The organism is Bdellovibrio sp. ArHS (assembly GCF_000786105.1).
In the GTDB taxonomy this organism is placed as follows: domain Bacteria; phylum Bdellovibrionota; class Bdellovibrionia; order Bdellovibrionales; family Bdellovibrionaceae; genus Bdellovibrio.
This window is the reverse complement of sequence record NZ_JTEV01000027.1, coordinates 1-15,153: the sequence shown is the minus strand read 5'-3', so window position 1 is coordinate 15,153 and position 15,153 is coordinate 1. Positions and strand designations below refer to the sequence as shown.

Below are 15,153 nucleotides of genomic sequence, written 5' to 3'. Positions count from 1 at the left end.
TTTACGCATTTTCGTAAAGTTCTTTTTCCAGTTCCTGTAAGTACGAAATATTTGTCTCTTTCGTCACCAAAAACGGATTCATCAGTGTCAGCCGCAACAGCACCATTTGCTGCGTGTCCACGTTCAACTTCATGTTCTTGGCTTCCTGCTTAATAAGCTCCGCGTACTGCTCCATTTTCAAAGTGGTCTTAGACACCATAAACCGCCCATTGGCATTGATGCGTTCAATAAGTCTTTCCGTCAAAGCGTTGGTTTTCGCAAGACTGCCATCCGCAGAACAATTCACCAGACATAACAGATTCAGATTCTGATGACTTAAATATTTTAACTGCGTTCTTTTACTTAGAAGAGCTTCCAACTGGGCTCGAGCCGCAATGGTTTTCTCTAATATCTTTCCATACCCGTCTTCAGTCAGTCCGATATTTTCATTCGTCATCCAGGTCGCGGTCGCCCCAGAGGCCGCGCGCGATCCTTCCAGAGTTTTTAACCAGCGATCAATTCCTTGATGAGGTGACTGAATGTACTCGGCCTGAAAAGCGGAAACACGGTCATTGATAGGATCGGGTACCAGAAAAGCTCCGCAGGCATAGGGAATGTATCCCAGTTTGTGCGGGTCCACCGTCACTGAATTGACTCGGGCAATCCCCTTCAGTGACTCACAGGTTCTTTCATCCAACTTTTCCTTCAAGGTGCAGAAATATCCGCCATAAGCCGCATCGACATGGTGCCAGATATGATAGCCATGCTGAGCCATCTGTTGATCTAAAATATTTTGGACTTCATGAACCGGATCACATTTTCCAAGCTCCGTTGTCCCGGCAACACTGACAATCATAGCGATAGGGCGATTCTGACTTCGGAAGTGATCGATCTTTCTAGCCAGGTCCTTCGTGTCTAAGACACCTTGAGAATCCAGCTCAATAGGAATAAAAGACTCGTCACCAAAACCCAAAAGTGAAACAGCCTTCAACCAAGAATAGTGCTTCGAGTTGGGCACCAAGACGACGGCCCCCTGAAAGACATGACCAAAAGTCTGACCATACACAGTCTGCGCTCGCCAAGGTCCCAAAGCCACGATGCTGTGACCTCTTAAGTCCGGCTCATGTATGTGGTGCTTCTCAATAAGGTCATTATACTGCTTCCATCCCATGTGCGCGGCCGAGAAATAAGTAAATTCATAGCCGTGATGTTGATTCAAATAGGACCCTAAAGACAGAAAATGATCCATGCGATAACGAGCGCGCCACAGTCCCTCGATATTCGCCACGGTGCCACCGCTGGTGAAATGCCCGGTGCAGTCTTTACGGTCAAAACCAACCATCTCCCCTAAGGCTTTGATCGCCTCTTCTTCGACAAAAGAACCGACCTTCGCCGCTTCTGTAGAAATAATATTGGGATTTTGTAAAAGCGCAATGAAGTGCCCGATTAAAGCTGGAAGTGAAACCTCTGAATACATGTGGCCCACATAACGAGGCGAGAACTGCGGGATTTCGTTTTCAAAGCGAGACATCAGACTTTGAATGGCCGCATGCATTTTTTTTCGCTTATCTTGAAACTCGGGGGACTTCTGATCTTCGCGCGAAATGGCCTTACCATCCTCGGGAAAGTGATCCTGTCGCCAGGTAAACCAGTGGTCCAAGATTGAAAGAAACTCCGAACGCAACCAATCGGCATTTTCGGATTGAGGACCTAAAAAGAAACTTTTGATAGATAAATCTTGCGGAGCACAGTCTTTCATATGCTCGGCAGACTATCATTCTGCCATTTTATTGGCATGACTTTTCTCATAGGCTGGGGGCTTATCCGCGTTTCTTTCCCCCGCTTTAAAGCATGTCGCTCTGCAGTCATTCAGAGCGGATATTTCAATTTTGGGTAGAGGTTTTCGTGTCAGGATTCTGCGGACTCAAACAAGCCGTGTATCCTATTTTAAAAGACATCCATCCAAGGGAGAAGTAAATGAAATATCTGTTAGGCATTAGCGTGATCATTGCCATAAGCGCCGGCTGTTCAACGCGTGGACCTCAGAAGGGTCACAGAAACGTCGCCACTGTCTCGGACGTCTGCGCGAAGTTATCCGCGCAAATCTCGGATCCGACGGCGCTGAATAAGCTGGGCTGTAACAAAGAGGGCCGGCCCTCTGATATTTTTGTGGGAAAGTCCCTCTGGAAAAAAGGCTACAACGGCGGCACCTTCAACGAGACAGAAACTCTGGGAGTTATCATGGATGCCGTTCGCAAAGCCCACAGTGACTGCTCACGCCAGTACACTTTGTGTGTGGTCAAATCTGTGGGACAAGAATATGTAACACAGGCCCCTGACTATGGGCGAGAGGTCGCTTACAAAGTCATCATACAGGGAGTGGATTCAAAGTTAGACAACGGAGCTTTAAAGAAATTCGAAGGAAGCAGTTCGATCTCGCAACGCCGACAAAGCGCTCTTCATCTTCTTTCCGCAGAGTATGCCGCTTTAGCCCGCGCTCTGAATAGTTGTTATGAAGAAGGCTTCACTCTTTGCGCGGTCGCCGGTTTACCTCAAAGTGAGACAGGTTATAACTCTCAACGTGAATCGTATTATGCGAATGCGACGGCTGTTGTTATCGGCCTTGAAATCGCCCACCTGCGAAAGATGTCTGCACAACCTGCGGCGAACTTTAAAGTGGAGTATGGAGTGGCGGTCCCAACAGTTCACTTAGAGAGCGCTCTTGACGTTGACATCTGAACTTCTAAAAAAGACTTCAATGCCCTCGGGGGTTTCTATCTCTTTTAGAAACCCCAACAAACGTTCCAAGCCTCGCCCAAAGTCATGAAGCCTCTTGGTCCTGGATTCACAACCTCGACTCATGGGCTTTCTGAAGAATCCGATAATTTCCCGATGAAACAAAAAAATATAAAATACTCACTTATTTCTTGCCTGGCATGCTTCGCGTTGATGGCAACGTCTTGCGCACCTAAAGAGGAAGAAATTGGCGACGATCCTTCGACCGAGACTCCTGTCGATGGCACCCCGAGTGCACTTTATGTTGAAAATGCTCGCGACACCAAAGCCGATGTCACGGTGACTGTAGTGGGTGTCTTAAGTGGTCAGACGGTCGCGTTGTATTCGGATTCAAATTGTCAGACACAGCTCGCGCAGGGAGTCGCTTCAGGAAGCACGATCGATTTTGAGTTGACGGGACTTTCGAGTGGCGTTCACAACTTTTACGCAAAATCAGAAAGTGGCGCATGCTCCACGGCAACGATTTCATACGAATATGTTCAGTGCCCTGCTGGATATATAAGAATCCCCGGAGCCCCCAGCCGAGGTGTCGCACCTTTTTGTGTCATGCAGTTTGAAGCAAAAAATGTTTCTTCGGTGGCCACCTCTCAGGCCAACCTCGCCCCGTGGACCAACGTTTCCGCAGAAGAAGCCAAAAGTAATTGTCGCGCCTTGAATTCTGGCGGAAACACTTACTACGATCTTATCAGCAATCAAGAATGGATGACGATTGCTGATGACGCTTACGCCGTCGCTGACAATTGGCACAACGGAAACGTCAATTCTTATTTGAGTTACGGCAATAGTAATAATGAGAAAACGCCGATGGCCGTCAGCGATGAAAGTGATCCTTGGTCCGGTGTGACTTTAGCGGGAAATCCCACTACCAATCACGAATACCGTCGGACTCACGTTCTTTCCAATGCGGCCGTGCTCTGGGACTTTGCGGGTAACGCGGCGGAAATCGTCGACTATGGAACTCAATCAACCTACACGTCTCCACCTGCGTGTGTCGTCGGTGCAAATGCAGACCGGGACGCAAAAAGTATTTTAGACAATAACTATTGTCCCGCCCTAGGCACGACACATTATATGCCGACAAATCCCGGTAATTCTTACTCTCTTCAATACGTCGGGTCGTTCTATGGGAGTCTTGATTCCGGCCGCGCTTTGAGTCGCGGTGGCGGATACAACTTCATGAACCGCTCAGGTCTGTATGGTTTACGCTACTCGACTCAAGACACCGCGACCGCTTTAGGTTCGATCTTTGGCTTTCGTTGCGTGTATCGTCTAAATCCGCTTGTGCGAATGAGTCTTGATTGGGCAAAGGATTTTGATTCCACGCCTGACATCACGGTATCAGGAGTTCAGTACGGCCACACGGTTTCTTTATATTCTGATGCGAACTGTTCAACTCTAGTTGCCAGCAAAAAATCACAGGGAACGAGCGTCACGTTGACTACGTCCACATTGAGTGCTGGCAGTTACAACTTTTATTATAAAATAAAAGATCGCAACGATGTCACTTCGGCCTGTTCCGTCACCTCCATCGCCTACGAGGTGGCAAGTTGTCCTACCGACTATCTGCCCATCCCTGGTGATAAGGTCAAAAACGTAAGCCCCTTTTGCGTGATGGCCTATGAATCACGCATCAATGGAGGAACCACGGCAAGCAGCTATCCTTCCACGAATGTCTCGGGACGCTTTGCCAAAGATACATGCCTGGGCCTGAACTCGGGCGGCACAAAATACAATCTCATCAGCAACCTTGAATGGATGACTATTGCGGATCAGATCGCTTCTGTCGCTTCAAATTGGTCCTCAGGAGTTGTCGGCACAGGCGAAATGAACAAAGGCAACTGGAATGCCAACGACACTGTCCGCGCGATTTCAGATACCACGAATCACTGGGATGGCATGACCGCTGACCACGTCCCCACCACCGAGTTCAAATACCGTCGCACACACTATCTTCCTTCGGGGCAAGTTATCTGGGACTTTTCGGGCAACGCCGAAGAAGTCATTGATTATGACTCTGGCACCACGGGCGCAAGTTATCAATTGGCTCCCGCTTGTACAGTGGGAGACGGCACGACCTCTTATCAACTTGCTTCTGTGGCTGCGAATTCACAGTGCACGAATATTGATTCCTCTCACTATGTTCCGGCTCGATCCAGCGACAACAACACCCAAGGCACGGGTGTCTTTTTCCCGCACACCGCAAGTTCAGTGCTTCTGCGCGGCGGCTCTTACGCGATGGCTGATGACATCGGAATTTACACATTGAAAATGAAGAATGTCACAGCCACGACCAACTTGGGAACCGACGTCGGCTATCGCTGCGTCTATCGTCCTTAAAATAGTTCTTTGAGGTCGGAGAAAACTCCGGCCTCGAATCTGAGTCTGCTCACAATTCCCTTTCCCGCCTTATTTCTTTTTAAGCAAGAATCAAAGACACATCCGACACAACCGACACGGTTTCTATTTGAGATATCTTCATAAGGCTTATTAAAGAACCGTTAAAGAGACAGTAAGAGGTACTAAATGTATTCGGCTCGTCTCTTTAAAATACATGCTCTTTTAGCGCTTTTCGGAGCGACGATTTATTTATTCTCTTCTGTTGCCTGGTCTCAGCATAAAGGAATTGGATTTCAAGCGGTTATTAAAAAAACTGACGGCAGTTATCCCACCGCTTCCGGCCTCACCGTCACTTTGCAAGTGCTGTCCCCGACAGGCGCCTGCGTTCTTCGTGAAGAACAGTTTTCCAATGTCACAATCACAAATGGATATTTGAATTTGGTTTTAGGACAGGGAGATTTTTCGGCCCCTGCAAACTACAATCCTTCACCGACTTTGACTCTGGCTGAAGTCTTCGACAATAGCATCCCCAGAACAGGTTTAAAATGCGTGGATGCGGATAACAATATCTTGGACAACGCAGGTTCTTACGTTCCTAACTCTACGCACAGTCGCAAACTGCGTTTAAGAACTTCTTTGGCGGGAGACAATCTGGTTGTTGACCTGAACATGCGAGCTGTTCCTTATGCCGTGAACTCTGAAAAACTAAATGGCAAGGATGAAAATGACTTCATTCAGACAAATCCCGCAGCCCAAGTCACCCAGTCCCTGCTCGAGTCTTTTTTTTCCAGCTTAACGTCGGCAACTGGAGAAACCGTGCGCTGGAATGGAAGTGCGTTTGAAACTTACGATTCGCAGGACGGTTCTTCTTTGCACAATAACTCTGTGCCCGGCAGTGCGATCGCGGATCTGCCGTGGTCAAAAATCACTTCGATTCCCACACCGGTCGGCCAGCTTTCCGGATTAACCTGTGTGAACGGAAAGATTCTGAAGATGATCTCAGGAACTTGGGCCTGCGGCGACGAGTCCGGCGTCGGTGTTGAAAATGATCCCACTGTGCAAAACTTCGCAAAAGCGTCGGTCGGGACCGGCCTGCGCGTGAATGGTTCAAACAACCTTGAAGTAGATTCCGGAACTACTGCCGGCAAAATCGTTCAACTGGATGGCAGCGGAAAGATCAGTGCCTCGGTTCTTCCCCCGTTCGGAGTCAGCAATTTAGACTTTGCAGGAGCTATGGCCGTCAATAGTGGTGTGATCGTTTCTAATGGCACAAACTTCTACAACAAAGCCTGTGCCGCCGATCAGGTCTTGAGTTGGACGGTTGCAAATGGCTGGATCTGCTCGTCCGTAAGTACTCTGGTGACCGCCGCCGGGGGATTGAGCGGGAATACGCCGATATCTACAACAGCCACTATTTCCACAACTCAAAGTGTGACTGCGGGTTCTGGTGTGTTTTCACTGGTGCGAATTTATGATGGCATAGGAAAATATGCTTCCATCGCTGCCCCCTCTGCGGGCTTCAGCAATGACTATGTCCTTAAACTTCCTGTCGACAAAGGAGCTGCGGGACAGATGCTTAAGATCTCTGGTGTCAGCGGCGCCAATGTTGAACTGACCTGGGCAGATTCTGGAACGGTGACTAATGTCAGCTCAGCAAATACAGATATCACCGTCGCCAATGGTTCAACGACCCCGACGCTGACTTTGAATGCAGGAACCACAGGCGGCGTTGCGGACGCCAATAAAATTGCCAAAATGAACGCCAGCGGTCTTTTGCCCACCGCGATGATTCCCAGTTTAGACGTCGCAAAACTGACATCTGGAATTTTGCCGATCGCTCGGGGTGGTACAAATTCCACAACGGCGCTGAACAACAATCGAATCATGATTTCAAATTCAGGATCGATCGTTGAACACACGGCGCTCTCAGCTAACAAAGTGCTTGTTACTAATGCCACCGGACTTCCCGCAGCCGCCACGGTGACGGATACTGAGCTTGGATATCTCTCTGGTGTCACCGCCAACATTCAAACGCAACTTGCCGCCAAAATCTCGGGCACCGGATGGGGCACCAACAGTGTTATCACCGCAGACAGTTCCGGCGTCTTAACAGCTCTTGGGGGTTCGACGACGGGATCGCATTTGCAGTGGACCGTCACAGGCCCCGCTTGGACGACAGCCACTTTTCCTGCGACAACGACGATCAATCAATTGCTGTACTCATCGGGAACTAACGTCGTGACAGGCTTAGCCACAGCGAACAGTTCCGTGCTGACGACAAATGGTTCTGGTGTCCCGACCTGGAGTGCTTTGTCGAATGATACGTTTACTCAGTACGCGCGCCTTGCGGGACGTTCCGGGGGACAAACGCTGAGCGGTGGAACCGCTGCTTCGGAAAATTTAACTTTGGATTCCACGTCGCATGCCACGAAGGGCCCCATTATTCTGAACGGCTCGGGCGGAAGCGTCGGCATCGGGGTGACTTCGCCAGCCTCTAAACTTGACGTCGCCGGCCCGGCTGGAGTGACAAGTTTTATCGGCACAACGCCTTTGGGTGTGACACTGCGAGGACCGACATCCACCAATGATTTTTCGGGAATCGATTTCCGTGCCAATACCAGCACGGCCCCCTTGGCAAGAATTGGTGTGCTGTTCTCGGGTGCAGGTTCTTATATGCACTTTGGAACCTCCAACAACTATGCTTCTGGCATTACCAAAGCAGCGTTGACTGTCGACCCTGCTGGGCGCGTCGGTGTCAGCACGACCGCACCCACGGCGCCTCTGCAAGTAACAAGTGGAAGCTACGCTGCTCCGGCGACCTCGGGAACCACCCAGAGTGGGGCGTTTTTAAGATTGTCCGCCATCGGCACTACCACATTGGATTTTGGCTATGCCGGCACGGGCGGAGCCTGGATTCAAAATGCCATGTCGACCGATCTTTCTTCGAACTATCCCCTGTTTTTAAACCCTAACGGCGGTAACGTCGCTGTCGGAAAACTTGCGGCGACCTATGCTTTCAATGTCGATGGGGATATTCACACCACCACTTGCTATCGCGCCGGGGTCGGCGTCGTCGGCGGAACTTGTGCTTCAGATGAACGCTTAAAAACAGACATCCAGCCTTTTAAATTGGGCCTTGAGGCTTTGCAGGGAATCGCTCCCAAATACTATCGCTATAACGGTCTTGGCGGTCAGCCCTCTAGCGAAAATCTTGAACTTGGCGTGATCGCCCAGGATGTCGAAAAAACCGCCCCCGAATTGGTCACGAAGAAGTTCGTCAAGCTTCATTCCGAAGACCTCGATGAAACCGAGATCAAAATCGTGAATTACAACGGTCTGATTTATCTGGTCATTAACTCGGTCAAAGAACTTTATGACAAAGTCTTAGGAACGAATGCGCGAGTCAAAGTCCTGGAACAAGAAAATGCCGCCAAGACAAAAGAAATCGAAGAACTCAAAGCCCGCCTTGAGCGGATTGAGAATTCACTGAGCGAAAGATAATTGGAATTTGCCTTTTAAAGAAAAGGATATCGGTACGATGAAACCAGTTCGACAAATATCACACTTGCCGTTTCCAGAATTTGATGAGCGTGGTCAAGGCATCGTACAGCTTTTAATGGCCTTCGGCCTGCTTGGCTTTCTGGCGACGGTGTCAGCCTCGGTCGTCGTAAATCAACAGCGCGAGTTCCAATTTCTGGAACAAAAAGCGAACTCTTTGGATCTTAAAAATCAGTTGATGTTAACATTTCAAAATCCTGATCTTTGCACCTGTCAGCTCAATCCCGATTTGACCGTGGACAATTGGAACGACGCCAATCTGCGCTTCAATGCCAACCGAGAAGATGGCAGCGAGTCTTTAAATCTGCGACGCATTCGAGCGGGTTGCAGTCCCACTGACGGAATCATCGTTCGGGAGAATCAAGTGCTCTCTTCGGGGCTCATCATCGACAAAGTGCAAGTGACTGATCTGCGTCCCACAAGTTATGTGGATCTTGCCGGAAATAAGCTTGAGTGGATGGCGAAGCTCACGGTGTCTTTTAAACCCGAATCCAGCCGACGGGCTTTGAAGCCGATCTCGTTTGAATTTCCCGTCCAAGTCGACACGTCAAAGCCTAAAGTGGCCCGCACTGTCAGCAGCTGTGTTTCTGCGAACGCCAGCGTGGTTGGGTATGTCGTTCAGATCTCGACACTGAATCAATATATGCCGGCCTCCTCGCCGGCGATCAGCTGTCCCGAAGTAGCCAATGGACCTCACTACTTTTTTGCTAATACCGCCTGCTCGCGGTGGTGCCGACAGGATTGTTCCGCCGAGATGTCAGCCAGTGGCGCTTGCCGCGCCACCAATGCCGGGCCCGAATATCCGATGTTTCGTTTCACCACGGGGGTCTTGTCAGAGTGCAACGCTGTCAGCGGCCCCCCCTCAATTCGTTGTACGTGTTTTAAATAAGGGAACATATGAAAGAACTTTTTCTTTTAATCGCATTTCTAGGACTGACTGCCTGCTCAATGGAAGCACACATCTTTAGCGGCGACTCGCAAACTTTTGCGCTGGAACCTCGTCTGACACCGGATTTAGTTGTCGCGGAAATTGCGACAAGTCATTCCGGCAAATATCAAGTGCAAGCTGCTTTTGGAGAGATCACAGAAAATAAAAGTCTGGCGAATGACTACGAAATACAGGCCGTTTTTTACCAATAGAATCAAAGGGGGAACAATGAAGAAAAAAATCCTATTACTTGCCTTGATCAATTTATTAACCACAGGAGTCGCTCTCGCGCAAGGCGACGGCCCATGCCAAGAAGATGTAAAAAAGCTCTGTCCCGACGTCCAACCTGGAGATGGCCGGATAAAAAAATGTCTTAAAGACAATCGAGAAAATTTATCGCAAGCCTGTAAAGAAAAAATCATTCAAGCAATGAAAAAGAAAAAAGGTGTGGGGTAAGATGAACTTGCAAAAATGGAGAGGCTGCGCCCTCTCCGTTCTTATTCTGAATTTTTTGATGGTGGGTTTCACCAACTGCTCTTCCGGCGGCTTCACCACCGTCATGGAAAGCCCACCCTCTTCTGGGGGCAAGGACCCGGTCCCGGAACAACCGGTGACAGATGATGAAAATCCTCCCGCAGATAGTGGCAGTGAGCCAGTACCACCGTCTGAAAACGCATTCTATGTGCAACCTTCCGCGACGATTTGTGATGTCGCCAAAGCCGGGCTTTATGGTCTTTTCTGCGCCATCAAACCCAGTCGCATCGATCCCTCCGCCCGTGATATTTATGGTACGGGAACACTTGCCGATCAGCGGTTTGGCTTTGGTTATCACGCCATCGGCTTTCCGCCCACGGGGACTGAAATTCAAGGAACCTATCTTCATTTTGTGGGCTCTTACGGACGTCCCTACAATCCTTGGACAGCTAAGTTTGACAATGACATTTTACTGGAAGAGGGCATGAAGAAAGGCTTCATCGTCGTGCAACTTGCCTATGATAATCGTTTTATGGTCAATGAAGATGTCTGCATGACCTACAAAAATTTTAATAACTGTGCGGGTCTTCTGCGCAAAGAAAAAATCACGGGGCAGGATGTTTTTCCCTACGCCGACACACCACTTGCCGATAGCATTGAACAGCGTCTTCGTAAATTAAGCGCCCATCTGATTTCTGCAAATGTCTTTTTGCCAATTCCCTTAACCAAGGCCGGTGCCATCAACTATTCCGCATTGAACATCGGTGGCCATTCGCAAGGTTCAGGCCATGCTTACTTTATTGCTTTATGGGTGCAAGTCCGTCGCGCCTGTTTTCTGGGCGGCCCCTACGACATCGCCGACTTGGTTTCCCCTGTCGCGCCGATCGCCGACTGGTTCACAGAAAGAGCCCACCCGGCAACCCCCATCACCAATATGAAGGCCGCTTTGTCTATCGACGATAGTGCCTACAGCAACTTCATCACCAGCTTTCAATACATGGGCCTGGTTAAAAACACCCATTGGGTCGAAGTCTCAGGGGCCCCCTATCGCGACCGCGAAGGCACCGAAATCAACGGCCACGGCGCTATTATCCAAGACCCCCGCTTTGAGTCCGTGCGCGCGAATGCTTGTTTTAATTAATCACCACTCCATCAAACTTCACGTAAGAAACACCTTGAGTGTAGACGCGAGTTTCGAATAAATGCGTATCTCTTCCCGCCGTCGAAAAGGACAAAGAGAAAGCCCCATAGATATAAGGCCCTGGAAATTCTTTGCGACGAATTTCTTTTCGCGCCAGCACTTCGCCTGTCGTCGCATCCCGAATATCAATGACGACGACCACCAGATTGTCCGCGCTGTTGTTATCCACTAAAAGATAAAAATCGGCGCGGCTTTTTCCCGCCAAAGTCGCATAAGGTCCATAGGCAAGGTATCCCGAACGCGGACTTGAAGCGGTGTTTGCCGACCAGCCATTGCCATCAGCATAACCCAACTGATGCTGAAAAACACCTGTCCCCTCGCCTTCAAAGACAATCTTCTCCGAAGGCGCAGGCGGTGGCGGCTCGACAGGTGTTGGACTTGGCGAAGGTGTCGGTATCACACTGGCTGGGGAACTAAAAATCACTCCGTCAATATTCAGATACGAAACACCATGACTGTAGGTGCGAGCTTCAAGCAGATGGTTTTCCCGCCCTTGTAAAGAGACTGGAACAGAGAACTTCTGATATTGGCGGGGCGCCAAAAACTCTTTTCGAGTGATGTCTTTTTTTCCCAGAATCTGCCCCGCCGTCGCATCATGCACATCGAGAGAAGCGACCACCGCGTTGTCAGCACTGTTATTATCGACCATCAAATAAAAATCCACCGAGCTCACTGTTGCCGGAAAAGATTTGTAGGGACCATAACTGAGATAACCCTTCCGCGGATTGGAGGCCGTATTCACAGCCCATCCCAAACCATCCAGATAGCCGATCTGATGATTTAATTCCGTTTCTGCTTGAAAGGTGGTTTGCGAACCTGCACTGCCACCGGAAGAAGGCGGTCCGCCAGAACCAGAACCGGTATTGGTACCGCCGCCCGAGATATCAACACCCAGAAAACGAATGCGCGTCAGTTCATTTAAAGAAGGAATGTCTTGAAGAGGCGTTCCATTCCACTCCAACTTATAGAGTCCATAAGGATACCAATCGCCTGTATCGGTATAGTAGCTCACGCCCAAATAAATTTCCGCACCATCTTTAAACAGATGCGCGTATTGAAGATGACATCCTATGGGCCCCGGCAGCGAATTTTCGATAAAGGCTTTGTTCGCCAAGGTCTGCCACGTCACTGACTGCGCATAGAGATTCGCAGTTCGAGTCAAAAGAAACGGCCATCGCTGCCCCTGGGTACACGCCAGACTGACCGTTGGCGTTTCAATCAATTGATAGTTGTAAGAGCCCTCACTCAAAATAGAGGCATAACCCGCACCAATACAACCAGGCACCGCTCCCTGACAATGGCTGGCCTTAAACAACGGTCCCCGCGAAAGATCTGCGTCCGTCGTCACCCACGTCGAAAAATCTTGGGTCTTCGCCATCCCTCGATATCCCATTCCATCTTTAAACCCATGGAAGGTGACATAAAACCACCCATTGGAACGACTCACGATTTGCGGAGTTCCCTCTTCACTTGTCGTGGTTGGACAGGCTCCGGAACTTCTGCAGATCTGCGACCAAAGATCCTGACTTTTCACAACGGGATTACGCGAACTGGCTTGCCAACTGCCCATTGGATCTGCGGCGTTGCGCGTGTATAAACAAAGATCCCAGCGTCTTTTGAGGGAAAGACACTGGCCTAGATAGTACCAGGTTTTTTCCGCAGCCTCGTAATAGATCGAGCCATCCACGTGCGCGCACATCGAAGACTGGTTGCCCGGATCGGCGACCACCTGTCTTTGCGACCACGTGATTCCTTTGTCGTAAGAGGCGTATAAAACAGAAGCAATGCGCGTCCCGCAAGTGGAGTTTGAAGTATGATACTGACTGCGAACCACGGCATACCAAACGCCGTCTTTTACAAAAACTTTTGAGGGATCCCCATCTGCGAATTCAGAGTTCGAACTAAAAACCGTCTTTCTGTAGGGCCGAAAGTAAGCCTCCCCCTTCCACAAGTTATCCAACGTGGGCGCGGCCGAAGAAGCCATGCTCCGATACGCTTCACTTGCAGAGTCGGCACTCTCGAAAGAAGTTGAATCCATCGAACTCTGACCACAGTTCTGAAAAGACATCGTCAAACCAGCAATGGCCAAAAATAACAAAGATATTCTCATGATGATCCCCTTCCTGAATTTATCGGCTCACCTTAAATCCAGAATAAGAGAACTCTTGAGAATTCTGAGTCGCCCAAAGCGACACAGAGGTCGACCCGCTTGGCGACCTATCGCATGTTGAAGAGTTCCTGATGGAAGCGACTATCGATGGCTTCTCCTGCCGTCGCAAAATCTGCTTTCAATGCATTCCCAAGTCCCACGGGACCACAGAACCAGAAGCTCGACTCCCGCCAGTTTTTTACGAGTTCGCGGATTTTTTCGCCAGTCAGACGATCACCCCGGACATCAACGAAGATATGCAGGTGAACCCCGGCCGCTTTTGCATCAGCCGTCAGCTTGGCCAGGGCACTTTCGTCTGCCTGGCCCGTTGAGTGAAACAGATAAATGGTTTGAGGAAAAGAAGCTTTGTTTTCAGCAAGAAATTTCATCCGTGCGACAAAGGGGGTGATGCCGATGCCTCCCCCAATCCACACTTGCGTAGAGCGATCGTCATCGAAAGTAAAGCAGCCATAGGGGCCCTCTATCCGCATCTTTTGTCCGACATGAAGTGCCTCCTTGAGGCTTGCCGTGTAGTCACCCAACTCTTTCACGATGAAAGTAATCTTGGCGTCGCTCTCTCGCCACGAGGAGGCTATCGTAAACGGGTGTGCACCTTCAGCCGCATCCGAGGTCACAAAAGCAAATTGGCCAGGTTGATGCCCCCTCCATCCCTGAAGATCTTTGATACCAACTTCGAGTGTATTGACGCCTGGATAATATTCGATGTGCTCGATGATTCCGTGCCCTTGGCGACTGAAGCCGATTTTTTTGAAGAGCGAAAGAACGGCGGCAACGACACCTCCCATTAAAAGCGGCAACAGGATTAGACCCACGGGCGAAGTCCAATACGAAAATTTCGTCAGGATAACAGTATGAAAAACGAGGCCAAGATAGACGAGAGCAAAGAGGCGATGGGTTTTATAAAACGACCGATAAGAGATCTTTTTTACGAGCGCAATCAGGATGAGGATCAGCGTTCCATAAAACATCCATTCACCGATAGACTCTGCCAAACCACGATACCCGGAAAACCATTGTTCGATCTGATTCGCGGCTTCGGGGCGAGGACCTCTTTGACGACGCTCAAGGAGTCCGAGAGCCACCGCCCACTTCGGTGCTTTGCTCATAAACCAGTGGAAGACACTGATCACGGCGACGCTTATTCCTAGCCACTTGTGAAAGCGATACATCTTATCAAGACCGCCGAACCAAGCTTCAGCAAACTTCGGCCGTGCCGCCAGCAGCATGGCCAAACTCATCCAGCCCATCGCAAGAGCACCACTATATTGAACTAACAGATTTCTTAGGGGAATGAATTCGTTGGTGGTGAAAACGCCAGGTTCAACCATGAGCCAAGCGGTACTTAGAACAAGAAGGCTCAACCACCATGCTATTTTAATACTTTTCATCGGCATCCTCTCAGCACAGATGCATTATTGCACCCCGCAATGATAGTGCCGCCCCTTAATCCATGTCCATGCAAAAGAGGTGGAAGTATTCAGCGTGATTGAAGCCCAATTCAATCCAGCATTCGCCCGTTATTTTATTTACATTGATATTGGTTTGCTATTTAGAAAAACTAGAATCGCGATAAAAAATGGTGCAGTCGGCAGGACTCGAACCTGCAACCCCTTGGTTCGAAGCCAAGTGCTCTATCCATTGAACTACGACTGCAATGGTGTCTAACAGTATCAAGCAAGAACCGAAAAAAGCAAGCAGTCTGCTTTTAGT

The 15,153-nt window shown here is 49.6% G+C and carries 10 protein-coding genes and 1 tRNA gene; 7 read left to right on the top strand and 4 right to left on the bottom strand.

From position 1 onward, the window contains the following. Position 1: 1 nt before the first annotated feature. Complete coding sequence (locus OM95_RS14085; RefSeq protein WP_041875099.1) at positions 2-1,738, bottom strand: pyridoxal-dependent decarboxylase; 1,737 nt, start codon at positions 1,736-1,738, stop codon at positions 2-4. Between the two features lie 218 nt (positions 1,739-1,956). Between OM95_RS14085 and OM95_RS14080 the strand changes: the two genes are divergently transcribed. The 7 genes from OM95_RS14080 (at position 1,957) to OM95_RS14050 (ending at position 11,213) form a co-directional block, all read left to right on the top strand. Then, positions 1,957-2,718 carry a hypothetical protein gene (locus OM95_RS14080; protein ID WP_041875097.1) on the top strand — a complete coding sequence of 254 codons (762 nt, stop codon included), beginning with the start codon at positions 1,957-1,959 and terminating at the stop codon, positions 2,716-2,718. Positions 2,719-2,871: 153 nt separating this feature from the next. Then, complete coding sequence (locus OM95_RS14075; protein WP_291516473.1) at positions 2,872-5,112, top strand: hypothetical protein; 2,241 nt, start codon at positions 2,872-2,874, stop codon at positions 5,110-5,112. Between the two features lie 186 nt (positions 5,113-5,298). Further along, positions 5,299-8,613: a tail fiber domain-containing protein gene (locus OM95_RS14070; protein WP_041875091.1), complete on the top strand. Its 3,315-nt coding sequence runs from the start codon at positions 5,299-5,301 to the stop codon at positions 8,611-8,613. Between the two features lie 37 nt (positions 8,614-8,650). Next, positions 8,651-9,559 (top strand): hypothetical protein, encoded by a 909-nt coding sequence (locus OM95_RS14065; protein ID WP_291516471.1) that lies wholly within the window; start codon positions 8,651-8,653, stop codon positions 9,557-9,559. Positions 9,560-9,567: 8 nt separating this feature from the next. Beyond that, complete coding sequence (locus tag OM95_RS14060) at positions 9,568-9,810, top strand: hypothetical protein (RefSeq protein WP_041875086.1); 243 nt, start codon at positions 9,568-9,570, stop codon at positions 9,808-9,810. Between the two features lie 16 nt (positions 9,811-9,826). Continuing rightward, positions 9,827-10,054, top strand: a complete 228-nt coding sequence (locus OM95_RS14055; RefSeq protein WP_291516469.1) for a cysteine rich repeat-containing protein — start codon at positions 9,827-9,829, stop codon at positions 10,052-10,054. A 1-nt stretch (position 10,055) separates the two neighbouring features. Further along, positions 10,056-11,213, top strand: coding sequence for a hypothetical protein (locus OM95_RS14050; protein ID WP_041875085.1), 1,158 nt, complete (start codon positions 10,056-10,058; stop codon positions 11,211-11,213). Here OM95_RS14050 and OM95_RS14045 read toward each other — a convergent pair. The 3 genes from OM95_RS14045 to OM95_RS14035 all read right to left on the bottom strand — a co-directional run bounded on the left by OM95_RS14045 (position 11,206) and on the right by OM95_RS14035 (position 15,096). Beyond that, positions 11,206-13,383, bottom strand: coding sequence for a hypothetical protein (locus OM95_RS14045; RefSeq protein ID WP_041875084.1), 2,178 nt, complete (start codon positions 13,381-13,383; stop codon positions 11,206-11,208). The two genes, OM95_RS14050 and OM95_RS14045, sit on opposite strands and share 8 nt — an antisense overlap. 107 nt (positions 13,384-13,490) lie before the next feature. Next, a complete protein-coding gene (locus tag OM95_RS14040; protein ID WP_041875083.1) occupies positions 13,491-14,831 on the bottom strand; it encodes a ferric reductase-like transmembrane domain-containing protein in 1,341 nt (446 codons plus the stop codon). Positions 14,832-15,020: 189 nt separating this feature from the next. Then, a tRNA-Arg gene (locus tag OM95_RS14035) sits at positions 15,021-15,096 on the bottom strand. Positions 15,097-15,153 lie beyond the last annotated feature (57 nt).

Coding starts and splice junctions, on each gene's coding strand:
- OM95_RS14085 (WP_041875099.1), bottom strand. CDS start 1,738: ATGAAAGACTGTGCTCCGCAAGATTTATCTATCAAAAGTTTCTTTTTA.
- OM95_RS14080 (WP_041875097.1), top strand. CDS start 1,957: ATGAAATATCTGTTAGGCATTAGCGTGATCATTGCCATAAGCGCCGGC.
- OM95_RS14075 (WP_291516473.1), top strand. CDS start 2,872: ATGAAACAAAAAAATATAAAATACTCACTTATTTCTTGCCTGGCATGC.
- OM95_RS14070 (WP_041875091.1), top strand. CDS start 5,299: ATGTATTCGGCTCGTCTCTTTAAAATACATGCTCTTTTAGCGCTTTTC.
- OM95_RS14065 (WP_291516471.1), top strand. CDS start 8,651: ATGAAACCAGTTCGACAAATATCACACTTGCCGTTTCCAGAATTTGAT.
- OM95_RS14060 (WP_041875086.1), top strand. CDS start 9,568: ATGAAAGAACTTTTTCTTTTAATCGCATTTCTAGGACTGACTGCCTGC.
- OM95_RS14055 (WP_291516469.1), top strand. CDS start 9,827: ATGAAGAAAAAAATCCTATTACTTGCCTTGATCAATTTATTAACCACA.
- OM95_RS14050 (WP_041875085.1), top strand. CDS start 10,056: ATGAACTTGCAAAAATGGAGAGGCTGCGCCCTCTCCGTTCTTATTCTG.
- OM95_RS14045 (WP_041875084.1), bottom strand. CDS start 13,383: ATGAGAATATCTTTGTTATTTTTGGCCATTGCTGGTTTGACGATGTCT.
- OM95_RS14040 (WP_041875083.1), bottom strand. CDS start 14,831: ATGAAAAGTATTAAAATAGCATGGTGGTTGAGCCTTCTTGTTCTAAGT.